Here is a 25143-nt window from a genome sequence, read left to right on the forward strand (position 1 = left end):
CGTGGAAATATCGCAAGGCGCGTAGTTGCATGGGGTTGCTCCTTTTTTTGGGGTGGTTTGGGGGGGGTACGCAATTACTGCGCCATGCATGTGTACATATCCGTTTCTTCGGTCACGGCGGCTTATGGTTCCGCTCTTACAGCGGCTCACTTTGGAAAAGCCGGAATGCCGGCCCGGCCCAAAGTAAGCAAAGGGCTCTGCCCCGCCTGTCGGGCCTCGCTGTGGCTCGGCGTTCCCTCACTCCGCCACCGCTCCGCGGGCCGCCGCGACGGGCCATCCTTGGCCCGGCGCGGGCTAAACCGGCGTCCTGCCGGTTTACCCGCTCCGCAATACCTGCGTTCGGCCTCGGGCTTATTGGGGCAGTCAGATCAAGATCAAAAGCAAGAGCACAGCGGCCTACCGGCCGGCTTGAGTGTTGAAAAGCAAAAGCAAAGACCAAAGCGAAAGCAGATCTGCTTTTCTGTGGGAGCGGGCTTGCTCGCGAAAAACCTGAGAGCGCCGCGTTCATTCAGGATGCCAGCGTCATCGTTAACGACCTTCGCGAGCAAGCCCGCTCCCACATTTTTTGGACCGTGCCCGCTGTAGATTTTGATTTGGCTTTTGCTCTTCAACACTCAAGCCGGCCGGTAGGCCGCTGTGCTCTTGATCTGCTTTTGATCTTGATCTTAGGCGCCCCGTTAAACCACGCTGGCCGAACGCAGGCTTTGGAGCGTGGGTAACCCGGCAGGACGCCGGGTTAGCCGCGCTGGGCCAAGGATGGCCCATCGCGGCGGCCCACGGTCCAAAGCCGGAGTGAGGGCACACCGAGCCTAGGCGAGGTGCCGAGTGGTGGGGCAAGAGCGTTTTGCTTACTTTTGCGCTGTTCAAAAGTGAGCCGCCGTAAGGGCGGAACCAATAGCGGCCGTTACCTAAATAACGGATATACACCCATCAGCCGAGCCCCAACCGCCCATGCCACTGGGCAATCGACTCCTCCGGATACTCATCAAACTCCAGATCCCCCGGCCGAACACTCACCTCAACCCAAGACGCCTTCGACCCCAACATCAAATGCGTATGCTCCGGCGGCACCGGCAACGGCGTATCAATCGCCGAAGCAAACGGATGAATCAACTCCGGCCACTCCGGACTGAACAACCACAACCCCGACCCACACTGCGAGCAAAAATGCCGCTCAGCCGTACTCGCATGCGCCCGACTATCCCCCGGCCCCTTCATCCGCGCGTGATAAATCGAAATCAACTTACGCCCCCGCACCCTCAGGCTCTTGGCATCCCCCCCAAGATTGATCGCATACCCACCACCCCCTTGGGTCTTGCGACAAATCGAGCAATAACACCGCTGATAGGGGTAGGGATGAGCACTCTCAAGACTGAACGTAACCGCGCCGCAATGGCAGGAACCTTCAAGCTGCATGACCTGATCTCCTTCGCAAAAGGTGAACGTTAGCTTAGGCGTCCGGCAGCCGAGGCGGTTCCATCTCGGGCATCAAGGTCGCGATCAACGCACGAATGGTGCCGGGCAACGCCTCCAGCTCCCGCACCAGAATACTGCGCTCGCGCACCGCCCAAACCTCATCCAGCTTCACCGTCACCAACTGCATGGTCCGGCTGTGCCGCACCGCCGCCGACTCAGGAATGATGCCGATCCCGACGCCAGCCTCAACCATCCGGCAGATCGCCTCGAAACTCGACATCTGGATCCGCAACGACAGATGCTTGCCCAACCGCTCCACATGCTCACGCAGGAAACTCAGCAACGTGCTGCCGTCATGCAACCCGATATGTTGGTAGGCCAGGGTTTGCTCCAGCGTCACCGAAGGCAGGCTCGCCAGAGGATGCCCCGCGGGCACCGTCAGCACCAGGTGGTCGGTGCTGAAATGCAGCACCTGCAACCCCGACGCTTCCACCGGCCCGGCGATGATGCCCATGTCGCTGGTACCGTCGAGTACGCCTCGCACAATGTCCCGTGACAGCCGCTCCTGAAGGTCCACGGTCACGCCGGGACGCTGGGACAGGAATCCGGCCAGCACTTCGGGAAGAAACTCGGTCACGGCGGTGGTGTTGGCAAAAATGCGGATATGCCCGGCCGAGTCGATGCCGTATTGGGTGAACTCGCTTTTCAGGTAATCCACCTGACGCATGATCAACCGTGCATGGTGCAACAGCCGTTCGCCCGCCGGGGTGATCTCCACGCCACGGCTGTCGCGGTACAGCAGGCGTGTGTCGAGCTGGCCTTCCAGGGCCTTGATCCGCGCACTGGCGGCGGCCGGCGAGAGGAACGCGCGCTTGGCGCCCTGGGTCAGGCTGGGGGATTCGGCGATATGGATAAACAGGCGTAAGTCAGCCAGATCAAAGTGCATGGAAGGCTCCGGGGCAGCGACGAAGAACCCATGTGGGTGCTTGAGATCTTTTTAAGGGCGATGGCGTTCAGCATAGCCGAACGCTGCTTTATTGAAATGCAAATTCTCAGAACGGCCAGGGCCCAGCATGATCCGGCTCAGATTCCCTGCCCGAGGACATGCACCTGATGAGCGCCACAGACTGGATCGGCCGTAGCGAAACAGCCCACGACCACTTGAGCCACAACCTGCTCAAACGCATCGCCGCCACCTTCGGCGAAGCGGTACCGGCAGATGGCGAGGCGGTTCCGCCCTTGTGGCAATGGTGCTTTTTCCAGGACCCGCTGCCCGAATCCGCCCTGGGCGGTGACGGCCACCCGGCCCGTGGCGGGTTCCTGCCGCCGGCGGATAACCGCAACCGCATGTGGGCCGGTGGACGCATCGAGTTCTTCCATGGGTTGCGTGCCGGTGAGGCCGCCACCCGTGTCTCGACCATCACCCAAGTGGAAGAAAAAACCGGCCGCACCGGCTCGCTGCTGTTCGTCACCGTGCGCCATGACTACTCCCAGGACGGCCGCCTGGCCATCCGCGAGGAACAGGACATCGTCTATCGCGAACCCACGCCGCCCAAGCAGGGCAGTGGTGACGTATTACCCAAAGGTGACTGGCGCGAAGCGGTCGACCCGACGCCAACCCTGCTGTTCCGCTACAGCGCCGTGACCTTCAACGGCCACCGCATCCACTACGACTATCCCTATGTCACCGGCACCGAAGGTTATTCGGGGCTGGTGGTGCACGGTCCGCTGATCGCCACCTTGAGCCTGCGCGCGTTTTGTCGGGCGAACCCTGGGGCCACATTGCGCCGTTTTTCCTATCGCGGTGTGCGGCCGTTGATTGCCCCGCAATCCTTTGAAGTCGGCGGGCGCATCACTGCGTCGGGCGTGGCGGAACTGTGGGCGGGCAACGTTGACGGCCTGGCCCAGCGCGCCGAACTGCATTTCGAATAAACCTCCAAGAACAACAGGCGGAGAGCCGTTAATGAACCCGAATGACAACGAAGAACTGAATGCCATCCGCGAAGGCGTCCGCGCACTGTGCGCCGAATTCGACGCGGCCTACTGGCGCAAGGTCGATGAAAAAAAGGGCTTTCCGCAAGCCTTCGTCAAGGCCCTGACCGACGCCGGCTGGCTGTCGGCAATGATCCCGGAAGCCTACGGCGGCTCCGGCCTAGGGCTGGCGGAAGCCTCGGTGATTCTTGAGGAAGTGAACCGCTGTGGCGGCAACTCCGGCACCGTCCACGGCCAGATGTACAACATGTTCACCCTGTTGCGCCATGGCAGCGAAGCGCAGAAAAGCTTCTACCTGCCCAAGCTCGCCAGCGGCGAACTGCGTCTGCAGTCGATGGCCGTGACCGAGCCCACCACCGGCACTGACACCACCAAAATCAAGACCACCGCCGTCAAGCGTGGCGACAAGTACGTGATCAACGGCCAGAAAGTCTGGATCTCGCGGGTGCAGCATTCCGACCTGATGATCCTGCTGGCCCGCACCACGCCGTTGGCGGAGGTGAAGAAAAAATCCGAAGGCATGTCGATCTTCCTGGTGGACCTGCGGGAAGCCATCGGCAACGGTCTGACCGTGCAGCCGATTGCCAACATGGTCAATCACGAAACCAACGAGCTGTTCTTCGACAACCTGGAGTTGCCGTTGGACAGCCTGATTGGCGAGGAGGGCAAGGGCTTCCGCTATATCCTCGACGGCCTCAACGCCGAACGCACCCTGATTGCCGCCGAGTGTATCGGCGACGGCCGCTGGTTTATCGAGAAAGCCAGCGCCTACGCCCGTGACCGCGTGGTGTTTGGCCGGCCCATCGGGCAGAACCAGGGCGTGCAGTTCCCGATTGCCGAAGCCCATATCGAGATCGAAGCGGCCGACTTGATGCGCTGGCGTGCCTGTGAGGAATACGACAGCGGCGCCAACGCCGGGGCCAGCGCGAACATGGCCAAGTACCTGGCGGCCAAGGCGTCCTGGGAAGCCGCCAACGCCTGCTTGCAAACCCACGGCGGCTTCGGGTTTGCCTGTGAATACGACGTGGAGCGCAAGTTTCGCGAGACCCGCCTGTACCAGGTTGCGCCGATCTCCACCAACCTGATCCTGTCGTACGTGGCCGAGCATTTGCTCGAACTGCCACGCAGCTTCTGAGGGCCCGACCATGAGCCATACCCAAGCGCTGTGCCGGTTCCTCGCCGAGTTGAGTTACGAGCAGTTGCCGGACGACGTACTCGCCCGCACCGAAGACCTGTTCCTCGATTGGCTCGCTTCGGCGCTGGCCAGCCAAGGCGCGCATCCGATTCCGCTGTTCGAGCGGTATGTCGGCAGGATGGGCCCGGCCAATGGCCCGGCGCAGATCATCGTTAACGGGGGCAGCAGCAGTGCGTATTTTGCCGCACTGGTGAACGGTGCGTCGTCGCACCTGGTGGAGCAGGACGACCTGCACAACAGCTCCGTCTTGCACCCGGCGACCGTGGTATTTCCTGCTGCATTTGCCGCAGCGCAAGACCTCGGCAAGTCCGGTCGCGAACTGCTGTTGGCTTCGGTGGCCGGTTACGAAGCCGGGATTCGCATTGGCGAATTCATGGGCCGTTCCCACTACCGGATCTTCCACACCACGGCCACCGTCGGCACCCTCGCGGCGGCTGTCGCGGTGGGTAAATTGCTCGACTTCAATGAAGAGCAATTCATCAATCTGCTGGGCAGTGCAGGCACTCAGGCGGCCGGTCTTTGGGAGTTCCTGCGGGATGCCGCCGACTCCAAGCAACTGCACACCGCCAAGGCGGCCGCCGATGGTTTGTTGGCCGCGTATTTGACGGCGGACGGGCTGACAGGTGCGCGCAATATTCTGGAAGGTGATCAGGGGATGGCGGCGGGCATGTCCACCGACGCAGACCCCAGCAAACTGTCGGATCGCCTCGGCAGTCGCTGGGCGTTGCTGGAAACCTCGTTCAAGTTTCACGCCTCGTGTCGCCACACCCATCCGGCCGCCGATGCGCTGCTGGATTTGATGCAGCGCGAGGGCATCAGCCATGAGCACATCACCCGCGTGGAAACCCGCGTTCATCAAGGCGCCATCGACGTATTGGGCCGGGTAACGCTGCCGCAGACCGTGCACCAGGCCAAGTTTTCCATGGGCACCGTGCTGGGGTTGATTGCCGTGCATGGCAAGGCCGGGCTGACCGAGTTTCACGAGCTGGCGCTGAGCGACGGGGACGTGGCGGCGTTTCGCGACAAGGTCTCCATGACCCTCGACGCCGAAGTCGACGGTGCCTATCCGCAGCGCTGGCTGGGCCGGGTCATCGTGACCACCGCCGATGGCCGCACCTTGCACGGCGCCATCGACGAACCCAAGGGCGACCCGGGCAACACCCTGAACCGCGCCGAGCTGGCCGACAAGTTCCAGCGCCTGACTCAATTCAGCGGCGCCCGCACGCCCGCGCAAACCACCGGGCTGATCGAAAAAGTCTGGGATCTGCGCAACGCCACGTCCCTGGCTCACTGGCTTTAAGGAATCGTCATGACTGCTAATCAACGACCGTTGGACGGCATCACTGTCGTCAGCCTGGAACACGCGATTGCCGCACCGTTCTGCACCCGCCAGTTGGCCGACCTGGGCGCCCGTGTAATCAAGATCGAACGCCCTGGCGCCGGTGACTTTGCCCGAGGCTACGACGAGCGCGTGCGCGGCCTGGCGTCGCATTTCGTGTGGACCAACCGCTCCAAGGAAAGCCTGACCCTGGACCTCAAGCACGACGATGCCGGGGACATCCTGGAAACCCTGCTGGCCGACGCCGACGTGCTGGTGCAGAACCTGGCACCGGGCGCTGCGGCGCGCATGGGCCTGTCATTTGAGGCACTGCATGAGCGCTTCCCGCGGCTGATCGTCTGCGACATCTCCGGCTATGGCGAAGGCGGGCCTTACGAGAAAAAGAAAGCCTACGACCTGCTGATCCAGAGTGAAGGCGGCTTTCTCTCGGTCACCGGCGGCCCGGGTGAGGACCAGATGGCCAAGGCCGGTTGCTCCATCGCCGATATTTCCGCTGGGATGTACGCCTACAGCGGCATCCTCTCGGCGCTGCTGCTGCGGGGCAAGACCGGCCAGGGCAGTCGCATCGACGTCAGCATGCTGGAAAGCCTGGTGGAGTGGATGGGCTACCCGATGTACTACGCCTTCGACGGCGCGCCCCAGCCACCGCGTGCGGGGGCGGCGCATTCGACGATCTACCCCTACGGGCCGTTTCCCACCGGCGACGGCGGCACGGTGATGCTCGGGTTGCAGAACGAGCGGGAATGGGCGGCGTTTTGCGACAAGGTGCTGCTCACGCCGGAGTTGGCCACCGACGAGCGTTTCTCGGCCAACTTCAAACGCTCGGCAAACCGCGACGTGCTGCGTCAGATCATCGTCGACAGTTTTGCGCAGATGAGCGCCGAGGGCGTGATCCAGCGCCTGGAAGACGCGCAAATCGCCAGCGCCCGGGTCAACGATATGCAAGGCGTGTGGGACCACCCGCAACTGAAGGCCCGCGACAGTTGGCGCGAAGTCGACAGCCCGGCGGGCAAATTACCGTCGCTGCTGCCGCCGGCGCGCAATGCTGCGTTTACCCCACGAATGCACGCGGTGCCGGGGCTGGGCCAGCACAGCCAGGGGATTCTCGACCAGTTGGGTTACTCCGCTGAAGCCATCGACAGCCTGCGTGCACGCGGCGTTATCTGATAAGGAATTGAGCGATGCCAACTTCTCTTGTGCGCTCTGCGCTGTTCGTACCGGGCAGCCGGCCGGAACGTTTTGCCAAGGCCTTGGCCAGTGGCGCCGATGCGGTGATTGTGGATTTTGAAGACGCGGTGGAAGAGCCGCTCAAGCGCCAGGCTCGGGACAACCTCGGGGTGTTTTTGCAGGCGACACCGGATGCGCGGGTGTGGGTGCGGATCAATGCGCCGGAGCATGCCGAGCATTTTGCCGATGTAGCGTTCTGTCAGGCCCATGCCGGGGTGGCGGGGGTGTTGCTGCCCAAGGTTGAAAGCGCGGCCCAGGTGGCGGTGGTGGCGGCAACGGGCAAAGCCATCTGGCCGATCATCGAGAGTGCGCGGGGCTTGCTGGCGGTGGCGGAAATCGCCCATGCGCCGTTGGTGGAGCGCTTGTCATTCGGCGGCCTGGACCTGGCGCTGGACTTGAACCTGAGCAGCGGCTCCCCGGCCGCGCAATTTGCCCTGGACCAGGCCCGCCTGGCCTTGATCGTGCATTCCCGCGCCGCCGGGCTGGTGGCGCCACTGGATGGCGTGCACCCGGCCATCGACGACCCCGAAGGCCTGCGCCGCGCAATTCGGCATGCCTATGAAATGGGCTTTGCCGGCGCGCTGTGTATCCATCCCAAGCAAGTGGCGGTGATTCACCAGGCGTTGGCTCCCAGCGCCGAAGACCTGGCTTGGGCCAAACGGGTGGTGGAAGCCGGTGCCCATGGGGCCGGGGCCTATCAACTGGATGGGCAAATGGTGGATGCACCGGTGTTGCTGCGGGCCCAACGATTATTAGCCGCGCAACCGTAGAAATGTGGGAGCGGGCTTGCTCGCGAAAGCGGCGGGTCAGCCAGTGCATCCGGTGACTGGCACACCGCTTTCGCGAGCAAGCCCGCTCCCACATTGGTTCTCTACTGCTTGCAAGGTCGGCGTTCGTCCACGCCGAACGCAGGTATCTAAAATTCGAAATTCTCTATACGCGTGACATCAGGCACCTTGCCCTATAACACAACAATAAGAAGGTGATTTTCCATGCTCAAGCTTTCTCGGGCGCTGTTCTGCGCCGCCACCTTGTTTGCCGCGGGCCTGGCCCAGGCGGCCGACCCCATTGTGATCAAGTTCGCCCACGTCGTCGCTGAAAACACCCCGAAAGGCCAGGGCGCGTTGCTGTTCAAGAAGCTTGCTGAAGAACGCCTGCCTGGCCGGGTGAAGGTCGAGGTGTACCCGAACTCCTCGCTGTTCGGCGATGGCAAGGAAATGGAAGCGCTGCTGTTGGGGGACGTGCAGATGCTGGCGCCGTCACTGGCGAAGTTTGAGCAATACACCAAGCAAGTACAGATCTACGACCTGCCGTTCCTGTTCAACGACCTGGCGGCAGTCGACCGCTTCCAGGCTGCTCAGGGCAAGGCGTTGCTGACCTCCATGCAAGACAAGAACATCCTCGGCCTGGCCTATTGGCACAACGGCCTCAAGCAGTTGTCGGCGAACAAGGCATTGCGTGAGCCCAAGGATGCCCGTGGCCTGAAGTTCCGCGTGCAGGCCTCCAGCGTGCTGGAAGAGCAGTTCAAGGCGATCCGCGCCAACCCGCGCAAGATGAGTTTCGCCGAGGTGTACCAGGGCTTGCAGACCGGCACCGTCAACGGCACCGAGAACACCTGGTCGAACTATGAAAGCCAGAAGGTCAACGAAGTGCAGAAGTACTTCACCGAGTCCAACCATGGCCTGATCGACTACATGGTGATCACCAACGCCAAGTTCTGGAACGGCCTGCCGCCGGATGTGCGCACCACCCTTGACCAGATCATGGTTGAAGTCACCGTCGAGGTGAACAAGCAGGCCGAAGCGCTGAACCAGTCGGCCAAGCAGAAGATCATCGACGCCAAGACCAGCGAAATCATCGAACTGACGCCCGAGCAACGCCAGCTCTGGCGCGAAGCCATGCGCCCGGTGTGGCAGAAGTTCGAAGGTGAAATCGGTGCCGACCTGATCAAGGCGGCCGACGCGTCGAACCAGTAATTTGGAGGGTGCCGAGATCAAAATGTGGGAGCGGGCTTGCTCGCGAATGCAGTCTTTCAGCTGATGCATTCGGTGACTGACACACCGCCTTCGCGAGCAAGCCCGCTCCCACATTTTGATCCGGTTCCCACCTCCAAGCCTTGCACATACCTATCTCCGCTTCGCGAGGTTTTGCCATGCAAACGCTAAGGCGCGTCTGGGAGCACCTGGAGGAAGGCTTTATCGCCATCCTGCTGGCCGCCATGACCCTGGTGACTTTTGTCTACGTCATGCTCAACAACATCTACACCCTGTTCTTTGCCCTCGCTGATAAGTGGGCGTGGAGCAACGGTTTCTTCAATGCCCTGGGTGACCACACCATGGGCTGGGCCCAGGACATGACCTGGAGCGTGGCGCTGACCAAGGCCATGTTCGGCTGGCTGATTTTCTTCGGCATCTCCTACGGTGTGCGCACCGCCGGCCACTTGGGCGTGGACGCCTTGGTCAAGCTGACGCCGCGCCGGGTGCAGCGCCTGCTGGGCATGTTCGCCTGCCTGTGCTGCCTGGCCTACGCCGGGTTGTTCATGGTTGCCAGCTACAAGTGGTTGAGTGCGGTGATGACCGCCCACATCGGCGCGGAAGACCTCGACCAGTTCGGCATCGATGTCGGCGACATTATTGTGATTGTGCCCATCGGCTTTGCCCTGGTGTTCATCCGCTACCTGGAAATCTTCTACCGCATCTTCACCCACCGCCAAACCGGGCTGGGCCTGGCCGACGAAGCCGGTGAAGCCAGCAAGTTGGCCGGCAGCCATGAGGAGCGTCACTGATGGCCGTTCTGTGTCTGTTTTTGCTGCTGTTTGTGTTCATGTTCCTCGGTGTGCCCATCGCGATCTCCCTGGGGTTGTCGGGCGCGGTGTCGATCCTGATGTTCAGCCCGGACTCGGTGAGTTCCCTGGCCATCAAGCTGTTTGAAACCTCGGACGCCTACACCTTCCTGGCGATTCCGTTCTTCCTGTTGTCGGGTGCGTTCATGACCACCGGCGGCGTGGCGCAACGGCTGATCGACTTTGCCAACGCCTGCGTCGGGCATATCCGTGGCGGGCTGGCGATTGCGGCGGTGTTGGCGTGCATGCTGTTCGCCGCGCTGTCGGGCTCCTCGCCGGCGACGGTGGCTGCGGTGGGTTCGATTGCCGTGGCGGGCATGGTGCGCTCGGGCTATCCGAAAGAATTCGGCGCCGGGATCATCTGCAACGCCGGTACCCTGGGCATCCTGATTCCGCCGTCGATTGTGATGGTGGTGTACTCGGCGGCGACTGAAACCTCAGTGGGCAAGCTGTTTATGGCCGGGGTGATTCCGGGCCTGCTGCTGGGCTTGATGTTGATGGTCGCGATCTACATCGTCGCGCGCATCAAGAAGCTGCCGGCCCAGCCACGGGCGACCTTTCGCGAGTGGCTGACCTGCGCCCGCCGCGCGTTCTGGGGCTTGTTGCTATTGGTGATCATCCTTGGCGGCATCTACAGCGGCATGTTCACCCCGACCGAAGCGGCGGCGGTGGCGGCGGTGTACTCGGCGTTTGTCGCGCTGTTTGTCTACAAGGACATGAAGATCAAGGATTGCCCCAAGGTGCTGCTGGAGTCCGGGCGCCTGGCGATCATGCTGATGTTTATCATCGCCAACGCCATGCTCTTCGCCCACGTGCTGACCACGGAGCAAATCCCCCAGGAAATCACCGCGTGGGTGATCTCCGAAGGCCTGACGCCGATTGGTTTCCTGATCATGGTCAACGTGGTGTTGCTGGTGGCGGGCAGCTTTATGGAGCCGTCGGCGATTGTGCTGATCCTGGCGCCGATCTTCTTCCCGATCGCGATGAAGCTGGGGATCGACCCGATTCACCTGGGGATTGTGATGGTGGTCAACATGGAGATTGGCCTGGTGCATCCGCCGGTGGGGCTGAACCTGTTTGTGACCTCGGCGGTGACCGGGCTGACCCTGGGGCAGACCATTCGCGCGGCGTTGCCGTGGCTGATGATCCTGCTGGTGTTCCTGATCATGGTGACCTACCTGCCGTTCATCTCCCTGGCCTTGCCGCACTGGCTGGGGATGTAAACCCACTTTAAATCACACCACAAAACAATGTGGGAGCGGGCTTGCCCGCGATGAGGGCGTGTCAGCCAGCACAGGTGCCCACTGATACACCGCCATCGCGGGCAAGCCCGGCTCCCACATTTGATTTATGCAGGGATTTATTTATCCATCGCACTCAAGATTGCATGGGCCACTTTCACCCGTTCGGCATTCGGGTAGTTTTTGTTCGCCAGGATCACCACCCCCAGGCCTTTGCTTGGCACGTACGCCACGTAGGCGCCAAAGCCACCGGTGGCGCCAGTCTTGTTCACCAGCGTGTCGGCATGGGGCGCTTGCGGTTGTGTCAGCCAGCTGACCTTGTGGGGCTGGAAGGCCATTTGCGCCGAGTTGCCTTCAGTCAATGCATCCAGCGTGATCGGGTAGGGGTACATCTCCCAGCCGAGGCCCTGGGTCATGCCATCCACCGTGTAGTACCCGGTATGGGTCGCGGCAATCGCCTGTTGCAGGGGCTTTTCCAGCTTCGCCGGGTGCATGTTCACTTCAACGTACTGAATCAGGTCCGAGGTGCTGGTCTTGATGCCGTAGGCTTCGGCGTCCAGGGCGCCAGGGCCGACGCGCACTGGTTTGCCGGCCTTGTCGTAACCTTGGGCGTACAGGTTCATTTGCGCCTTGGGCACGGTGATAAAGGTGTGCTTGAGGCCGAGTTTCGGCAGCAGGGTCTGCTCCATCAAACGGTTAAACGGCTGGCCCAGGCTTTGCGCTGCCAGGTGGCCGAACAGGCCGATACTCGGGTTGGAGTAGAGGCGTTGGGTGCCGGGGGCGAAATCCGGTTTCCAGTGCTGGTAATAGCTGATCATCTTGCCGGTGTTATCGGACTCTTCGGGGAATTGCAGCGGCAAGCCACCCGCAGTGTAGGTGCCGAGGTTGAGCAGGCTGATGTGGTCAAACTTGTCGCCGCGCAATGCCGGCAGGTATTGGCTGGCCGGGTCTGACAGTTTCAGCTTGCCGTTGGCCAGGGCATAGCCGGCGAGGGTGGCGGTGAAGGTCTTGCTTACCGAGCCGATTTCAAACAGGGTGTTTTCGGTGACCGGCTGCTGGCTGTCCTTGTTGGCGACGCCGTAGTTAAAGTATTGCGCCTTGCCGTTCTGTACGATCGCCACCGACAGGCCGGCGATGTCCTGTTGCTGCATCAGGGGCTGGACAGTACTGTCCACGACCTGGCGTATGTCGGTAGCCGCCATGCAGTTGCCGGCGCCGAGCAATAAGGCGAATATCGTGGTCTTGCGCACGGTTGGGAAAATGGATGTGTACATGATGACGTGACTTCCATGAAGGTGATCGGGTGAATACCGTTGCCTGCGCAGGCGCCGCAAATTTAGGCAGTTTGTGATCCGGCGGCAAACGATGATATCTCGCAACAGCCATTAGAAAAATTAGGGTCAAGCCATGCTCCGTTCCCATTTGCCTCTCAACGCACTGCGGGCCTTCGAGGCTTCCGCACGGCATTTGAGTTTTACCCGGGCGGCGATTGAGTTGTGCGTCACCCAGGCGGCGGTCAGTCACCAGGTCAAAAGCCTGGAGGCGCAGCTCAATGTCACGCTGTTCAAGCGCCTGCCTCGGGGCCTGATGCTCACCAGCGAAGGCGAGACCTTGCTGCCGGTACTGCGGGAATCCTTCGACCGCATCGCTCACACCTTAGGCCAGTTTGAAGGCGGGCATTACCGCGAAGTCTTGACGGTAGGCGCGGTGGGCACCTTTGCGGTGGGCTGGCTGTTGCCCCGGCTTGCGGATTTCCAGGCGCGCTACCCGTTTATCGACCTGCGCCTGTCCACCAACAACAACCGCGTCGATGTGGCAGCAGAAGGGCTGGATTACGCGATTCGCTTTGGTGCGGGTGCATGGCACGGCACCGAGGCGTGCCAATTGCTGGAGGCGCCGCTGACGGTGCTGTGCGTGCCGCAACTCGCCCGGCAATTGCAGACCCCGGCGGACCTGTTGAAGCACACGTTGTTGCGCTCCTACCGCGCGGATGAGTGGACGCAATGGTTCCAGGCCGCCGGGTTGCCCGCTGACACGCTGGTGCCGCGCAGTATCGTTTTCGACTCGTCCCTGGCGATGATGGAGGCAGCGCTGCAAGGGGCGGGGGTGGCGCTGGCCCCGGCGATGATGTTCAGCCGGCAGTTGGCAACGGATGTGATCCGGCAGCCGTTCGAGGTGGGCATCACCACCGGCAGTTATTGGCTGACGCGCTTGCAGTCGCGAGCCGAGACACCGGCGATGCTGGCGTTCAAGGCGTGGTTGCGTGAAGTGGCGAGCAGCCGGCGTTAGTCAGGACAGGTCGTGCAGGGATTTACCGTTGGGTGCACCCACCCACAGTTCGGAAAACTCCACCTCCAGCCCACCGCGCTCTGGCGTGCAGCAGTAAGGCCCGACCTGATACGACTGCGCCACCGGGAACGGCGCCAGGCGCACCAACGGCCAGCTCGCGCCATCCACTGATACCTGCACGCGCAACACACCCTTGGCCACGGTGACGCGAATCCAGAAGGCTTCGGGATCACCCGGGAACACGCCGGTAGCCCAGTCCGACACGCCATCGGTCAATACGCTGCTCAGCAGCGTCACGCCGTCGGACAGCTCCGCACCGATCTTCACCCAACGCGCTTCATCCACTCGTACCATCAACCCGGCCTGGTCATACAGGTGAGTGAATTCACTGTGGATTTTGACCTGAGCGGTAAAGTCGCCGTCGGTTTCGATAAACAGGAAATGCCCGTTATCACGCACAAAACCATAGTGGGTTTCACGCCAGAAATCGGTACTGGCGTCGGTGCGGACCTTGAGACGCTCGCCTTCTCGGCTCCAGTGCTGGGGTTGATTGAGCCAGGTGGCTTTTTCAAACATCGGGAAGCTCCTTGAAGGTGGCAAAACATCGGAGAAGGCGGCGGTGCCAGTGTTAAGGCGCGTGCGCAGCGAAAACAACCACCGCAGTGCGCCGACGCCAAGTGTAACCCCGGTAGCGATGGCGCCGATGTGGCTCATTAATAGAAATCCATGAAACAAAATGAAACATTTGTGACGGGCTAACCTCTACCGTATCCCCATGACGAGTGCCTCTATGAAAACGCCGCGTCCTTCTTCACGAATGCCCCACCTTATCCAACTGCGCAACCTGAAGATGGCGCGCTCCGCCCACGCTTATGTGCGGGGCAGTACGGTTCAGTTTTATGAGTGGCTGCACAGCCAGCGCGGCCGGCGGTTGCCCCACGGGCCGGCGATCTGGATCTGCGGCGACTGCCACGCCGGTAACCTCGGGCCCACGGGCGATACCAAGGGCCGGATCGACATGCATATCCGCGACCTTGACCAGGCGGTGATCGGCAACCCGGCCCATGACCTGGTGCGCCTGGCGCTGTCCCTGGCCACCGCTGCCCGGGGTTCGGACCTGCCGGGGGTGACCACCGCCCGCATGCTTGAAGAGATGATGGTGGGCTACGCGCAGGCGTTTAAGGACAAGCCCGACGAGGCACCGCCGCGTCCGTCCCAGGTCAAGGCCGGGATGCGCAGCGCCGTGGAGCGCACCTGGAAGAACCTGGCCCGCGAACGTATCGAAAACACCCGGCCGACGATTCCGTTGGGCAAGCATTTCTGGTCGTTGTCCCGGGCGGAGAAGTCAGCCCTTGAGACCCTTTGCGCGTCCGATGAAATCCACCGGTTGGTGACTTCGCTCAAAGGCCGCTCCAACGATGACGAGGTTGAGCTGCTGGACTCGGCGTACTGGGTCAAGGGTTGCAGCTCCCTCGGGCTGTTGCGGTATGCGGTGTTGTTGGGGGTAGGGGACCAGGACGATCAGGAATACTGCCTGCTCGATATCAAGGAAGCGGTAGGGGCTGCAGCGCCGCGCGCGGCACGGGCGAAGATGCCCCGGGACAATGGCCGGCGAGTGGTGGAGGGCGCCAGGCACCTGTCACCGGCGTTGGGGGAACGGATGCTGGCGACGCGGTTTCTGGATCACGGTTTTTTTATCCGCGAGCTGTTGCCCCAGGACATGAAGCTGGAACTGGATGAGTTGAGCGAGATTGATGCGATGCACGCGGCCGGGTACCTGGCGCGGGTGGTCGGCGTGGCGCATGCACGGCAGATGGACCGGGATACACGCAAGGACTGGATGGCGATGTTGCAGGAGAACCGGTCGAAGCAGCTGGATGCGCCGTCGTGGTTATGGACCAGTGTGGTGCAGTTGGTGGGGAACCATGAGGAAGGGTATCTCAACCACTGCCGGCAGTATGCGTTGGAGCACTGACCTCAAGAACGCTAAAAATCCCCTGTGGGAGCGGGCTTGCTCGCGAAAGCGGTGTGTCAGTCACCGGATGTTTGACTGATCCACCGCGTTCGCGAGCAAGCCCGCTCCCACATTAGTCTGGGGGGGGGGGTGGAGGGCGGGTTACACCAGGTATTTTTTGAACCAACCTAAGGTCCGCTCCCACGCCAGATTCGCCGCCGCCTCGTCATACCTCGGCGTCGAATCATTGTGAAAGCCGTGATTGGCGCCCTTGTAGATAAACGCCTCATACGTCGTGCCGGCCGCCTTCAACGCCTTCTCATACGCCGGCCAGCCCTCGTTGATCCGTGTATCCAGCTCACCGTAATGCAACATGATCGGCGCCTTGATCCGTGGCACGTCTTTGGCTTCCGGCTGGCGCCCATAAAACGACACCGCCGCACCCAACTCCGGATAAGCCACCGCCGCCGCATTGGTCACGCCGCCGCCATAACAGAACCCGGTGATCCCCACCTTGCCAGTGCTTGCATCGTGGTGCATCAACCATTCGATGGCCGCGAAAAAGTCGTTCATCAGCTTCTCGGGATCGACTTTCTGCTGCAGCTCCACACCTTTCTCATCGTTGCCGGGATAGCCGCCAACGGAGGTCAGGCCATCCGGTGCCAGGGCAATGAATCCGGCCTTGGCCAACCGACGGGCGACGTCTTCGATATACGGGTTCAACCCACGGTTCTCATGCACCACCACCACCGCCGACACCTTGCCGCTGGCCTTGGCCGGGCGCACCAGGTAGCCGCGCACCGTGCCGTTGCCCTTGGGCGACGGGTAGGTGATGTAGTCGGCAACGATCTCCGGGTCGGTGAATTTCACCTGTTCGGCCAGGGCATAGTTGGGGCTCAGGGCGGCGAGCAGGGCCGAGGCCGTGAGCCCGCCAAAGGTGAACAGCGCCGCGCGGTCGAGAAACTCCCGGCGGTTGATCTTGCCGTGGGCGTAGCCGTCGTAAAGCTCCAGCAGTTCAGGGGCGAAATCTTTGGCGGTCAGACGAGTCATCGGTAGCGTCCTCGATTAGCGGTGGGACTGAATGTAGACCAGTATCAGGCTTCCCGGCCATGGGCGGCGGCTGCCAACTGCCCGGTGTCGACCCGCACGAAGACCGAATCGCCAATGGCCGTCAGCACGCCATCGGCGTACACCTCGCACACCACGCGGCTTTTGCGGCCCACGTCACCTTCGACTTTCGCGCGCAAGGTCAGGGGTACGCCCATCGGTGTCGGCTTGATGAATTTGATCCCCAGGTTGCCGGTCACGCAGTCGATACGCGGCAGGCTGCCGGGTTCGCGTTGCTCGGCCCGGTAGTGGTAGGCCATGGCGGTCCAGTTCGAGTGACAGTCCACCAGCATCGCGATCAACCCGCCATAGACCAGGTCTGGCCAGCCGCAGTATTGGGCGCCGGGCTGGTGTTCGGCGATCACGTGGATGCCGTCGGCGTCCCAGCGGCTCTTGATGTGCAGGCCGTGGGGGTTGCGGCTGCCGCAGCCATAACAGACGCCTTCGGGGGCCGTGGTGTCTTGCAGGGAAAGCGCGGGCATCGTGGCTCCTTGTTGTTTGAGTTCTGTCGGGGTACGAGCCTAATGCCAGGCACGTGAATAAATCCAGCACCTACGCTGTTAGCAGTGCACAACGTGTTCATTCCCGGTTGAGAATCCCATGAACCCTCGATTGCTAGCGGCCCTCCTTACCCTCGGCACCGTGTCCAACGCGTATGCCGTGGAATACACCGACGTGAATCCGGCAGCCAGCACCCTCAGCTTCACCTATGACCAGATGGGCCAGCAGGTGTACGGCACGTTTGGCAGCTATTCGGCGAGCCTGAATTTCGACACGCAAAACCCGGCCGCCGCCAGCACCGTGCTGACCATCCAGCTGCCGAGCATCAATGCCGGCAGCGACGACGCCAACACCGAACTGCCCAAGCCCGGCTGGTTCGACATGACGACCTACCCGGTGGGCACCTTTACCTCGACCCACATCACAGACCTGGGCGGCAACCGCTACCTGTTCAGCGGCAACCTGACCCTCAAGGGCCAGACCCGGCCAGTGGAGGTCAAGGTGGCCCTCAAGGAGCAGAGCGGCATTGGCGTGTTCGACGGTGAATTCGTGCTCAAGCGCGACGACTTCAAGATCGGCGCGGGGGAGTGGGCGGACAGCGTGGTGTCCAATGGGATTGTCATCAAGTTCAAGATGGTTGCGCCTGAGCGCTGAGCGCTGAGATTCTGGCGGCTCTGAATAACGGTCGGTAACGTCATGGACGATATTGCTTACAGCGACAGGCAACGCTGGCTGGCCCTGACCCGCATCAACACCCTGTCGGTGCTGTCCCAGATCGTGCAAATCGGCACCATCACGCCGTTGCTGTCGCTGTCCCTGGAGCAGAAGGGCGTGGACCCGGCGAAAATCGGGGTGATTGTCAGTGCCTCGTGGATCGCGATCCTGCTGCTGTACAAGGTCGTCCCGCGGTTGCTGGGGCACCTGGGGCACCTGGGGTTGGTCAAGGCCAATCTTCTCAGTGTTACCCTGGCGGTGATCGAGGCAGGGGACCGGGTGGCCGAGCATCAGGTGTCTACCGCCATGACTGCGATTGCGCTGTTCTACACCCTGGGCAGTGTGCTCGGGCCGATTGCCACGGGGGCGACGGTGTCCTATGTCAGCCCCCATGGCTTGATGATCAGTGTCGGTGTGGCCGGCGGGCTATTTATCGCGCTATTGATGCTCAGGAGAATCCCTTAACGGGCGAATTTCCTGGCCCCCGCCACACACGCAATCACCGCGACCGTCACTACCAGCATGCCCAGGCTCACCTGCTCATGCAGCAGTGTGGCGGCCAGTGCCAGGCCGAAAAACGGTTGCAGCAATTGCAATTGCCCGACGGCGGCGATGCCGCCCTGGGCCAGCCCGCGGTACCAGAACACAAAGCCGATCAGCATGCTGAAGAGCGACACATAGGCCAGGCTCAGCCAGGCCGGCAGGCTGATGTCAACGAAAGAGCTTGGCGCGAGGATCGCCGTTAGAGGCGCCACAATCGGCAGCGAGATCACCAGCGCCCAGCAGATCACCTGCCAGCCACCCAGGGTGCGTGAAAGTTTGGCCCCTTCGGCATAACCCAGGCCGCACACCAGTATCGCCAGCAGCATCAGCAAATCCCCGGCGGGGGCGGCGCTCAGGCCCTGGGCGATGGCGTAGCCCACCACCAGCAGGCTGCCCAGGATCGAAAACAGCCAGAACACCGGCTTGGGCCGCTCGCCGCCACGCAATACGCCGAACACCGCGGTGGCCAGCGGCAGCAAGCCGACAAACACGATGGAGTGGGCGCTGGTGACGTACTGCAACGCCAGGGCGGTGAGTAGCGGGAAGCCGATCACCACGCCCAGCGCGACGATTGCCAAGGGCAACAACTGGCTACGGGCCGGGCGCTTTTCCTTGAACAGCCACAACAGGCACGCACCCAGCAGGGCGGCGATGGTGGCGCGGGCGACAGTCAGGAACACCGGATCAAACTCCAGCACCGCCAGGCGTGTGGCGGGCAGCGAGCCGCTGAAGATCACCACGCCGATCAAGCCATTGATCCAGCCGCTGGCGTTCTGTTCTCGGGTGTTGAGGTGGGTGGTGGTGCGTTCCATGGGGGTCGGGCTCGATAAGGATAAGTTGCGTCTGCCGCATCCTATGATTCACCATCGGGACAATCAAAAAATTGTCATGGATACATCGCCCATGCCCCGCGCCCGCTACAAGACACTGGTGGACACCTTCGCCCGGGATATCCGCTCCGGCACCTTGGCAGCGGGTACGCGTTTGCCGACGCACCGCCAGTTGGCCGCGAGCCACGGCCTGGCATTGGTCACGGCCAGCCGGGTGTACACCGAGCTGGAGGCCATGGGCCTGGTCAGCGGTGAAACCGGGCGCGGGACGTTTGTGCGGGAAATCGCGTTGTCGCCGGGGCAGGGCATCGGCCAGATCGCCGTGGCGGCAGGCATGATCGATCTCAACTTCAACTACCCATCGCTGCCGGGCCAGACCGACCTGCTGCGCACTGCGTTGCGTCAGTTGGCGTTGTCCGGCGACCTGTCGGCCCTGCTGCGCTACCAGCCCCACGCCGGCCGGCTGCACGAACGGGCGGCGGTGGCGCGCCACCTGGCGAGTCGTGGGCTGACGGTGCAGGCCGAGCAGGTGCTGATCGTCAGCGGTGCCCAGCATGGGCTGGCGGTGACCATGATGTCGCTGCTCAAGCCCGGCGATGTGGTGGCGGTGGATGCGTTGACCTATTCCGGTTTCAAGGTGCTGGCCGAGACGTTGCACCTGGAAATCGTCGCAATCCCGGTGACCGCGACGGGGCCCGACTTGGTCTTTCTTGAAAAACTCTGCGCGCGGCGTCCGGTACGCGCTGTGTACAGCATGCCGACCTTGCATAACCCGTTGGGCTGGGTGATGAGCAGGGCGCAGCGCGAGCACCTGGTGGCGATTGCCCGTCAGCATGATTTGATCCTGATCGAGGACGCGGCCTACGCGTTTTTAGCCGAGGACGCGCCGCCGCCTGTGGCCGAGCTGGCACCGGAACGCACGGTGTATGTGTCGGGGCTATCCAAGAGCGTTGCCACCGGCCTGCGGGTGGGGTTCGTGGTCGCTCCGCACCAATGGATGGCGGCGCTGGAACGTACGGTCATGGCCACCACCTGGAACACCCCGGGGGTGATGACTGCGGTGGCTGTCGCGTGGATCGACGACGGCACGGTGCTGCAGCTGGAAGCGCAAAAACGTGAGGACGCCCAGGCGCGTCAGGCGGTGGCCGATGAGGTGTTGGCGGGGTTGAATGTTATCCGCCATCCGTCTTCGTATTTCTTGTGGTTGCCGTTGCCGGAAGATGCCCGCGCCGATCAGATCACCATGGCGCTGGCCCGGGAAAATATTTCGGTGTCCACCGCCGAGCCGTTTGCCGTCTCGGCCCACGTGCCCCATGCCTTGCGTGTGGCGCTGGGGTCGGTAGACCGGGAGGTGTTGCGCGAGGCGCTGCTGAAAGTGCGCTGGGCGGTGGAGGCATACTAGATCGAGCTTACCGGATCGTTCCCACGCTCTGCGTGGGAATACCGCCTTGGACGCTCCGCGTCCCGCTGTAGATTTGCGCGATAGTGACGCAGAGCGTCACCGGATGCATTCCCACGCAGAGCGTGGGAACGATCCATGCGGGACTCAGAATTTGTACGCTTGGCGCCCAATCAGCAGCCACTTGCCTTTCTGTTTCTGCCAGACCTGGAAGTTTTCAATTTCGGTAGGCACCTCGACGCCGCTGTTCACCGCCTGGGCGGAAAAGTGGTTGCGCACCAGGGCGGTGTCGCCATTGAGGGTGATGGTCTGTTTCTGCATTTCCAGGGTCTTGAAGCCGCTTCTGCCGGTTTCAATGTCGGCGATAAATTCCTGCTTGTTCTGGACCTTGCCGCTGGAATGGCCGTAGGTGAGGTTGTTGGCGGTGAGGGCCTGCAGTTGCGGAATGTCCTTGTGCAGCATGGCCTGGGTCAGGTGGTCGACCGCGACGGCGACATCCTTGTCACTCGCGGCAGGGGCGGCCGCTGCATAACCGCTGAACAGGCACAGAAAACCAATCAGAACCTTGACGTTTTGCATGGGTGTTTCCTTGTTGTTGTGGGTACTGGGACGACTCAGGAGGTGTGTTTGAGTCGTCGTACAACCATGCCGTATTTCGCGAGATCAAGGAAAGTAAAATTTGCAATGGGCCAGAATATAAGCGCTTTTTGCCAGTATTGGTCGTCGTATCACTCGCCAAATAGCGGTCGGCACTTCCCGTGGAAATGGCACATGGCTATGCTGTGGCCGGCGACTTCATGGTGTGGATTCGCAACAGCCAGTGGGGACAACAAACATGACACCGGATCAAAAGTACGCGGCGGCCATGGTGCGCCTGGGCTATCAACTCAACGAGTTCAAGATCGGCGGCAACTACACGCCGCTGCTCAGGGATGGCAATCACGTTTATATCAGCGGCCAGATCCCGCGGGTGGGTGACACGATCGTGCTGCCCGGCAAGGTCGGCGAAAGCCTAAGCCTGGCCGATGCACAGATTGCCGCCGGCGTCAGCGCATTGCGTTGCCTGGGCTTGCTCAAGCAGGCACTGGGCTCCCTGGATCAGGTCAAGGCGATCCTCAAGATCAATGTGTACGTGCGCAGCGCGGATGACTTTGACCAGCAAAGCGAAGTGGCCAACGGTGCGTCGGACCTGTTGAACGAGATCCTGGGGGCTGCCGGTTCTCACACGCGCACCTCGGTGGGCGTGCTGCAATTGCCCAAGGGTGCTGCCGTGGAAGTCGACATGATCGCTGTGGCACAGGGCTGACGCCGAGTGATTGCCGACGCTCTTACAGTGCTGATTCACTATGGGATTTATCTGCTGCCAGGGCTGATCCTGTTCGGCCTGTGGTTCGGCCTCACGCCAAAAACATTGCCGGGCGTGCGCATCGTTATTCTGCTGTTGGCCTTCGTGCTGATGCGCGATGCGATGACGCCGTTGGGCATGTGGTCGCTGAGCCGCGAGGTGCAAATCCAGTTCACGGCCAATCCCTTCGTGCTGGCGGCGCTGGGCGGCTTATCCCTTGGGCTGATCGCACTGCTCGCGCGCCTGGCCCCGGAGTTATGGCAACTGACGGTGCTGTTCAAGGGCAATCGCGCTGTGGGCCTGGCAGTGGGGTTGGTGGCCGGCAGTTTGATTGGCCTGCCATTGCGCCTGTATCAAGGCATCGAACCGGCGGCAATCCCGGCTTACTGGACCTGGCTGATGGGCATGCTGGTGCTTGCCTACTGCGCCAATGCGCTGGAAGAGGTGCTGTTTCGCGGCTTCCTGCAGGGCTATCTTGAACAGCACGTCAGGCCGCTGCGCGCGGCGTTGCTCAGCGGGCTGGCGTTTGCCGCGTGCCATTCATTTCTGGCCCTGAGCGTCACGCAACTGGGCTGGCCGGTGCTGGCCTTTACCCTGATCGAAGGCGTGGCCTGCGGGCTGGTGCGGATGCGCTACGGTGTGGTGGCGGCGACGGCCACCCATGGTACGGCGATCCTGCTGATTGCCGTGCCGATGGTGTGAGTCGTCTCAGGCCTGTACATCCACGCCGATGTGGGCCTGGAGCCAATCCTTGTAGACCGCGATGTTATCGGTCGACTGGTCGCCATTTTTCGCGGTGACGGTCTTGCCGTCCAGGCGCCCGATATCGAGCAGGTACTGAAGACCGTTGGCCACATGGGGGGCGTCGCTTTTGCTGAGTGACTGAACATCGGGCAGTTCGACGGCGTTGCTTTTATCGTCGAAGGTCGCCCAGGAAGGGTTGGCCCTGGCGGTGGCAACGGTTTGCGCGGTCGAGCGCACTTGCTCCTGATAGCTGGCTTCCAGCTTGGCCTTGATCTCGGGCGTGGCGTTGGTGACTTCAATCCTGCCGGCCCGCAGGGTGCCATTCTCCATGGATTGTGTAAAAGCCTTCTGTCCCAGCGCTAACAGACTTGTCGTGCTTCCTATCATGGTGCCGCTCCCTTATTGGTAGCAACAACAGAGCAAAACCCGGGCCATGTGCTGCATGCCTTGTGCGGCGCGGGCTGGGTGGTATTGCCGGGGCAGGGCGCAGGCCAGGAGTTGCCGGGGCTGGCAAAGGGTTGCCACGTCGGCTCGCGCGAGCGCATTTCAGAACGTTGGAAACTAAGTTCAGAATCTCCAGTCTGTAATAGCGTATCGCCACCTCTACAAGGAATTAACATGAAGCTTAAGGTCGTTTTGCTGGGCACGGTTTTGTTGGCTGCGCCGCTTTACCAAGCGGTTGCCGAGACGTGCAGGGCGAACAGTTATGGTGGGTCCGATTGCGAATACGACAATGGCACCTCTTCCAAGAGTCGCGCCAATAGCTACGGTGGGCAAGACACCCAATACAGCGATGGTACTTCCTCCAAGAGCCGCTCCAATAGTTATGGCGGGCAGGATATCCAATACGGCGACGGCACCTCGGCCAAGACCCGTTCCAACAGCTATGGTGGGCAAGACACTCAATACAGCGACGGCACCTCAGCCAAGAGCCGCTCCAATAGCTACGGCGGGCAAGACACCCAATACAGCAACGGCTCCTCCTCCAAGAGCCGCGCCAATAGCTATGGCGGGCAAAATACGACAAATAACTAATGGCCCCGCCGCGGCTTTCTACCTCACCAATGACCGCTCATACGCCGCGGTCATCACCTGCCACGTCTGCGCATCCGCCGGAATCAAATGCTCAATGCGCAACGACGTCACCGTGATGTCCTGGGGCATGCCGAAGGTGGTGAAGGTCGACATGAAGTTCAGCTCACCTTCACGGGAGTTGACGCGTGTCAGCACCAGTGGCGGTGGTTCATTGACCAAGGCTTCGGTACTTTGCGGGGCTGGCAGGCTGTCCAGAAGCCTGGCAAGTTCGGGATTGCCCAACGCCTCGCGCGTCGCCCGTTGCCAGGCGATGGTGCGGATTTCCTCAGCGTTGATCAAATGATCACCCAGGCCGCCAGGCTGTAGCAGGGTGACCAGCAAATTCAGGCCATCAGCCGCCTCCGGCTTGATCCCCACCAACTCGAACAGCACCTGGGTACTGGCGTTGGCGGCGAGCACCTCCCAGTGACTGCCCAATACGATCGCCGGCGCAGGATTATTCGCGTGGAGCACATGGCTGATCGCCTCGCGAATGGCCTCCATCGACGGCGAGGAGAGCGGGGTCGCCTCATAACGCGGGGCGAAGCCGGCGGCGAGGAACACGCTGTTGCATTGCTCCAGCGGAACCTCCAGCGCCATCAGCAAATTATGCAAGGTGCCCGGGCTCGGCTTGGCGCGCCCGGTCTCGATACAGCTCAGGTGGCGCTGGGAAACCCCGGTGATCAGCGCCAGTTCCAGCTGGCTCAATCTGGCGTGCCGACGCAGCACGCGCAGTTGCGTGCCGGCGGTGGTGTCGGGGTTGGCGCGGGGAAAAGGTTGGCTGCTCATGGGCTGACTCTGGTCGTGCGGGTCGGTGGTGTCGATGACCTTTGAGGTCATTGAGAGGGGAACGACGTTATCACTAATGTGCAACTTCCCGAACCGTTGTCTCCAAGGAGGAGAGCATGCGCAGACCCTGGATAGCCCTGGCCGGGTTATTGGCTTTTACCGTTTACACCGTGATCACGATGCTGGCGGCGGATCAGTCGCTCATGGCGTTCGGACTTGAATTGATGTCGAGGCCGGACACTGCACAGGTGGTGATTGACCTGTACCTGATGGCGGTGATGGCGTGCGTGTGGATGTACCGGGATGCGCGGGCCAGAGGGAAATCCCTGGTGTCGGTGCTGCCTTATTTGCTGATAACCGTTGTATTCGTATCCATCGGGCCGCTGCTGTACATCGTGGTCAACGGGTTCCGCGAACCTTCAGGGATACGGTGATGACGGTTTATGTGCTGTGCGTTCGGGTGCTGTTCCTGAAGATCGGATTCGGGGCAGTGCCTTAGCTTCTCCGAATAACCTGTGGCGAGGGAGCTTGCTCCCGCTGGAGTGCGCAGCGCTCCCAGGATTTTGGGGCCGCTGCGCAGCCCAGCGGGAGCAAGCTCCCTC

Annotated in this window: 27 protein-coding genes; 17 read left to right on the forward strand and 10 right to left on the reverse strand. The window is 61.9% G+C overall.

Annotated elements, in window-relative coordinates; translation table 11 throughout:
- Positions 1–930: 930 nt before the first annotated feature.
- Together D109_RS0100640 and D109_RS0100645 are read right to left on the reverse strand one after the other, a co-directional pair.
- Entirely contained in the window at positions 931–1416 is a 486-nt protein-coding gene (locus D109_RS0100640) for a GFA family protein (protein ID WP_017475165.1), read from the reverse strand.
- Between the two features lie 34 nt (positions 1417–1450).
- Positions 1451–2362, reverse strand: coding sequence for a LysR family transcriptional regulator (locus D109_RS0100645; RefSeq protein WP_017475166.1), 912 nt, complete (start codon positions 2360–2362; stop codon positions 1451–1453).
- Positions 2363–2529: 167 nt separating this feature from the next.
- On the opposite strand from D109_RS0100645, the gene D109_RS0100655 reads away from it, so the two are divergent.
- The 8 genes from D109_RS0100655 to dctM all read left to right on the forward strand — a co-directional run bounded on the left by D109_RS0100655 (position 2530) and on the right by dctM (position 11234).
- Positions 2530–3348: a MaoC family dehydratase N-terminal domain-containing protein gene (locus D109_RS0100655; RefSeq protein WP_026077686.1), complete on the forward strand. Its 819-nt coding sequence runs from the start codon at positions 2530–2532 to the stop codon at positions 3346–3348.
- Positions 3349–3379: 31 nt separating this feature from the next.
- Entirely contained in the window at positions 3380–4543 is a 1164-nt protein-coding gene (locus D109_RS0100660) for an acyl-CoA dehydrogenase family protein (protein ID WP_017475169.1), read from the forward strand.
- A 10-nt stretch (positions 4544–4553) separates the two neighbouring features.
- The gene (locus D109_RS0100665) at positions 4554–5903 is read left to right on the forward strand and encodes an MmgE/PrpD family protein (RefSeq protein ID WP_017475170.1); all 1350 of its coding nucleotides are present in this window, start codon (positions 4554–4556) and stop codon (positions 5901–5903) included.
- Between the two features lie 9 nt (positions 5904–5912).
- The gene (locus tag D109_RS0100670; RefSeq protein WP_017475171.1) at positions 5913–7109 is read left to right on the forward strand and encodes a CaiB/BaiF CoA-transferase family protein; all 1197 of its coding nucleotides are present in this window, start codon (positions 5913–5915) and stop codon (positions 7107–7109) included.
- A 14-nt stretch (positions 7110–7123) separates the two neighbouring features.
- Positions 7124–7939 (forward strand): CoA ester lyase, encoded by an 816-nt coding sequence (locus tag D109_RS0100675; RefSeq protein ID WP_017475172.1) that lies wholly within the window; start codon positions 7124–7126, stop codon positions 7937–7939.
- A gap of 222 nt (positions 7940–8161) precedes the next feature.
- Positions 8162–9145 carry a C4-dicarboxylate TRAP substrate-binding protein DctP gene (dctP, locus tag D109_RS0100680; RefSeq protein WP_017475173.1) on the forward strand — a complete coding sequence of 328 codons (984 nt, stop codon included), beginning with the start codon at positions 8162–8164 and terminating at the stop codon, positions 9143–9145.
- 176 nt (positions 9146–9321) lie between these two features.
- The gene (locus D109_RS0100685) at positions 9322–9954 is read left to right on the forward strand and encodes a TRAP transporter small permease (RefSeq protein WP_017475174.1); all 633 of its coding nucleotides are present in this window, start codon (positions 9322–9324) and stop codon (positions 9952–9954) included.
- Positions 9954–11234, forward strand: coding sequence for a C4-dicarboxylate TRAP transporter large permease protein DctM (gene dctM / locus D109_RS0100690; protein ID WP_010169752.1), 1281 nt, complete (start codon positions 9954–9956; stop codon positions 11232–11234). Before D109_RS0100685 ends, dctM begins: the two co-directional genes overlap by 1 nt.
- Positions 11235–11371: 137 nt before the next feature.
- Here dctM and ampC read toward each other — a convergent pair whose 3' ends face one another.
- Entirely contained in the window at positions 11372–12526 is a 1155-nt protein-coding gene (ampC, locus tag D109_RS0100695) for a class C beta-lactamase (protein ID WP_017475175.1), read from the reverse strand.
- A 133-nt stretch (positions 12527–12659) separates the two neighbouring features.
- Here ampC and D109_RS0100700 point away from each other — a divergent pair, with 133 nt between their 5' ends.
- Positions 12660–13541 (forward strand): LysR family transcriptional regulator, encoded by an 882-nt coding sequence (locus D109_RS0100700; protein ID WP_017475176.1) that lies wholly within the window; start codon positions 12660–12662, stop codon positions 13539–13541.
- Here the strand turns inward: D109_RS0100700 and D109_RS0100705 are convergent, their stop codons facing one another.
- Complete coding sequence (locus tag D109_RS0100705) at positions 13542–14117, reverse strand: DUF1349 domain-containing protein (protein WP_017475177.1); 576 nt, start codon at positions 14115–14117, stop codon at positions 13542–13544.
- A gap of 214 nt (positions 14118–14331) precedes the next feature.
- On the opposite strand from D109_RS0100705, the gene D109_RS0100710 reads away from it, so the two are divergent.
- Positions 14332–15516, forward strand: a complete 1185-nt coding sequence (locus D109_RS0100710) for a DUF2252 domain-containing protein (RefSeq protein WP_026077688.1) — start codon at positions 14332–14334, stop codon at positions 15514–15516.
- A 141-nt stretch (positions 15517–15657) separates the two neighbouring features.
- Here D109_RS0100710 and yghX read toward each other — a convergent pair whose 3' ends face one another.
- Together yghX and D109_RS0100720 are read right to left on the reverse strand one after the other, a co-directional pair.
- Positions 15658–16545: a YghX family hydrolase gene (gene yghX, locus D109_RS0100715; RefSeq protein WP_017475179.1), complete on the reverse strand. Its 888-nt coding sequence runs from the start codon at positions 16543–16545 to the stop codon at positions 15658–15660.
- A 44-nt stretch (positions 16546–16589) separates the two neighbouring features.
- Positions 16590–17084, reverse strand: coding sequence for a PaaI family thioesterase (locus tag D109_RS0100720; protein ID WP_017475180.1), 495 nt, complete (start codon positions 17082–17084; stop codon positions 16590–16592).
- A 118-nt stretch (positions 17085–17202) separates the two neighbouring features.
- On the opposite strand from D109_RS0100720, the gene D109_RS0100725 reads away from it, so the two are divergent.
- Both D109_RS0100725 and D109_RS0100730 read left to right on the forward strand, forming a co-directional pair.
- Positions 17203–17757, forward strand: a complete 555-nt coding sequence (locus D109_RS0100725) for a YceI family protein (RefSeq protein WP_026077689.1) — start codon at positions 17203–17205, stop codon at positions 17755–17757.
- A gap of 42 nt (positions 17758–17799) precedes the next feature.
- On the forward strand, positions 17800–18282 hold the full coding sequence (locus tag D109_RS0100730) for a hypothetical protein (protein ID WP_026077690.1): 483 nt from the start codon (positions 17800–17802) through the stop codon (positions 18280–18282).
- Here D109_RS0100730 and D109_RS0100735 read toward each other — a convergent pair.
- The gene (locus D109_RS0100735) at positions 18279–19172 is read right to left on the reverse strand and encodes a DMT family transporter (protein ID WP_017475182.1); all 894 of its coding nucleotides are present in this window, start codon (positions 19170–19172) and stop codon (positions 18279–18281) included. The two genes, D109_RS0100730 and D109_RS0100735, sit on opposite strands and share 4 nt — an antisense overlap.
- 91 nt (positions 19173–19263) lie before the next feature.
- Here D109_RS0100735 and D109_RS0100740 point away from each other — a divergent pair, with 91 nt between their 5' ends.
- Positions 19264–20592, forward strand: a complete 1329-nt coding sequence (locus D109_RS0100740) for a PLP-dependent aminotransferase family protein (RefSeq protein ID WP_017475183.1) — start codon at positions 19264–19266, stop codon at positions 20590–20592.
- A gap of 144 nt (positions 20593–20736) precedes the next feature.
- Here D109_RS0100740 and D109_RS0100745 read toward each other — a convergent pair whose 3' ends face one another.
- The gene (locus D109_RS0100745) at positions 20737–21168 is read right to left on the reverse strand and encodes a nuclear transport factor 2 family protein (RefSeq protein ID WP_017475184.1); all 432 of its coding nucleotides are present in this window, start codon (positions 21166–21168) and stop codon (positions 20737–20739) included.
- Between the two features lie 256 nt (positions 21169–21424).
- Here D109_RS0100745 and D109_RS0100750 point away from each other — a divergent pair, with 256 nt between their 5' ends.
- Both D109_RS0100750 and D109_RS0100755 read left to right on the forward strand, forming a co-directional pair.
- Complete coding sequence (locus D109_RS0100750; RefSeq protein WP_017475185.1) at positions 21425–21895, forward strand: RidA family protein; 471 nt, start codon at positions 21425–21427, stop codon at positions 21893–21895.
- A 6-nt stretch (positions 21896–21901) separates the two neighbouring features.
- Entirely contained in the window at positions 21902–22636 is a 735-nt protein-coding gene (locus D109_RS0100755; RefSeq protein WP_017475186.1) for a CPBP family intramembrane glutamic endopeptidase, read from the forward strand.
- A 6-nt stretch (positions 22637–22642) separates the two neighbouring features.
- On the opposite strand, the gene D109_RS0100760 is transcribed toward D109_RS0100755, so the two are convergent.
- Entirely contained in the window at positions 22643–23008 is a 366-nt protein-coding gene (locus D109_RS0100760; protein ID WP_017475187.1) for a hypothetical protein, read from the reverse strand.
- Positions 23009–23296: 288 nt separating this feature from the next.
- Between D109_RS0100760 and D109_RS0100765 the strand changes: the two genes are divergently transcribed.
- Positions 23297–23713: a hypothetical protein gene (locus D109_RS0100765; protein ID WP_003215097.1), complete on the forward strand. Its 417-nt coding sequence runs from the start codon at positions 23297–23299 to the stop codon at positions 23711–23713.
- Between the two features lie 18 nt (positions 23714–23731).
- Here D109_RS0100765 and D109_RS0100770 read toward each other — a convergent pair whose 3' ends face one another.
- The gene (locus D109_RS0100770; protein WP_026077691.1) at positions 23732–24541 is read right to left on the reverse strand and encodes a helix-turn-helix domain-containing protein; all 810 of its coding nucleotides are present in this window, start codon (positions 24539–24541) and stop codon (positions 23732–23734) included.
- A gap of 116 nt (positions 24542–24657) precedes the next feature.
- On the opposite strand from D109_RS0100770, the gene D109_RS0100775 reads away from it, so the two are divergent.
- Positions 24658–24975, forward strand: a complete 318-nt coding sequence (locus D109_RS0100775) for a DUF2834 domain-containing protein (RefSeq protein WP_017475189.1) — start codon at positions 24658–24660, stop codon at positions 24973–24975.
- The last annotated feature ends 168 nt before the right edge of the window (positions 24976–25143 follow it).

Source organism: Pseudomonas sp. PAMC 26793, assembly GCF_000313235.1.
GTDB classification, from domain to species: Bacteria; Pseudomonadota; Gammaproteobacteria; order Pseudomonadales; family Pseudomonadaceae; genus Aquipseudomonas; species Aquipseudomonas yamanorum.

Excerpts from the sequence above, each read along its gene's own strand:
- D109_RS0100685 (WP_017475174.1), top strand. The coding sequence starts at position 9,322 with ATGCAAACGCTAAGGCGCGTCTGGGAGCACCTGGAGGAAGGCTTTATC.
- D109_RS0100640 (WP_017475165.1), bottom strand. The coding sequence starts at position 1,416 with ATGCAGCTTGAAGGTTCCTGCCATTGCGGCGCGGTTACGTTCAGTCTT.
- D109_RS0100705 (WP_017475177.1), bottom strand. The coding sequence starts at position 14,117 with ATGTTTGAAAAAGCCACCTGGCTCAATCAACCCCAGCACTGGAGCCGA.
- D109_RS0100745 (WP_017475184.1), bottom strand. The coding sequence starts at position 21,168 with ATGCAAAACGTCAAGGTTCTGATTGGTTTTCTGTGCCTGTTCAGCGGT.
- yghX (WP_017475179.1), bottom strand. The coding sequence starts at position 16,545 with ATGACTCGTCTGACCGCCAAAGATTTCGCCCCTGAACTGCTGGAGCTT.
- ampC (WP_017475175.1), bottom strand. The coding sequence starts at position 12,526 with ATGTACACATCCATTTTCCCAACCGTGCGCAAGACCACGATATTCGCC.
- dctM (WP_010169752.1), top strand. The coding sequence starts at position 9,954 with ATGGCCGTTCTGTGTCTGTTTTTGCTGCTGTTTGTGTTCATGTTCCTC.
- D109_RS0100740 (WP_017475183.1), top strand. The coding sequence starts at position 19,264 with ATGCCCCGCGCCCGCTACAAGACACTGGTGGACACCTTCGCCCGGGAT.
- dctP (WP_017475173.1), top strand. The coding sequence starts at position 8,162 with ATGCTCAAGCTTTCTCGGGCGCTGTTCTGCGCCGCCACCTTGTTTGCC.
- D109_RS0100645 (WP_017475166.1), bottom strand. The coding sequence starts at position 2,362 with ATGCACTTTGATCTGGCTGACTTACGCCTGTTTATCCATATCGCCGAA.
- D109_RS0100760 (WP_017475187.1), bottom strand. The coding sequence starts at position 23,008 with ATGGAGAATGGCACCCTGCGGGCCGGCAGGATTGAAGTCACCAACGCC.
- D109_RS0100710 (WP_026077688.1), top strand. The coding sequence starts at position 14,332 with ATGAAAACGCCGCGTCCTTCTTCACGAATGCCCCACCTTATCCAACTG.
- D109_RS0100770 (WP_026077691.1), bottom strand. The coding sequence starts at position 24,541 with ATGAGCAGCCAACCTTTTCCCCGCGCCAACCCCGACACCACCGCCGGC.
- D109_RS0100670 (WP_017475171.1), top strand. The coding sequence starts at position 5,913 with ATGACTGCTAATCAACGACCGTTGGACGGCATCACTGTCGTCAGCCTG.
- D109_RS0100655 (WP_026077686.1), top strand. The coding sequence starts at position 2,530 with ATGAGCGCCACAGACTGGATCGGCCGTAGCGAAACAGCCCACGACCAC.
- D109_RS0100700 (WP_017475176.1), top strand. The coding sequence starts at position 12,660 with ATGCTCCGTTCCCATTTGCCTCTCAACGCACTGCGGGCCTTCGAGGCT.
- D109_RS0100660 (WP_017475169.1), top strand. The coding sequence starts at position 3,380 with ATGAACCCGAATGACAACGAAGAACTGAATGCCATCCGCGAAGGCGTC.
- D109_RS0100750 (WP_017475185.1), top strand. The coding sequence starts at position 21,425 with ATGACACCGGATCAAAAGTACGCGGCGGCCATGGTGCGCCTGGGCTAT.
- D109_RS0100675 (WP_017475172.1), top strand. The coding sequence starts at position 7,124 with ATGCCAACTTCTCTTGTGCGCTCTGCGCTGTTCGTACCGGGCAGCCGG.
- D109_RS0100775 (WP_017475189.1), top strand. The coding sequence starts at position 24,658 with ATGCGCAGACCCTGGATAGCCCTGGCCGGGTTATTGGCTTTTACCGTT.
- D109_RS0100720 (WP_017475180.1), bottom strand. The coding sequence starts at position 17,084 with ATGCCCGCGCTTTCCCTGCAAGACACCACGGCCCCCGAAGGCGTCTGT.
- D109_RS0100765 (WP_003215097.1), top strand. The coding sequence starts at position 23,297 with ATGAAGCTTAAGGTCGTTTTGCTGGGCACGGTTTTGTTGGCTGCGCCG.
- D109_RS0100730 (WP_026077690.1), top strand. The coding sequence starts at position 17,800 with ATGGACGATATTGCTTACAGCGACAGGCAACGCTGGCTGGCCCTGACC.
- D109_RS0100735 (WP_017475182.1), bottom strand. The coding sequence starts at position 19,172 with ATGGAACGCACCACCACCCACCTCAACACCCGAGAACAGAACGCCAGC.
- D109_RS0100665 (WP_017475170.1), top strand. The coding sequence starts at position 4,554 with ATGAGCCATACCCAAGCGCTGTGCCGGTTCCTCGCCGAGTTGAGTTAC.
- D109_RS0100725 (WP_026077689.1), top strand. The coding sequence starts at position 17,203 with ATGAACCCTCGATTGCTAGCGGCCCTCCTTACCCTCGGCACCGTGTCC.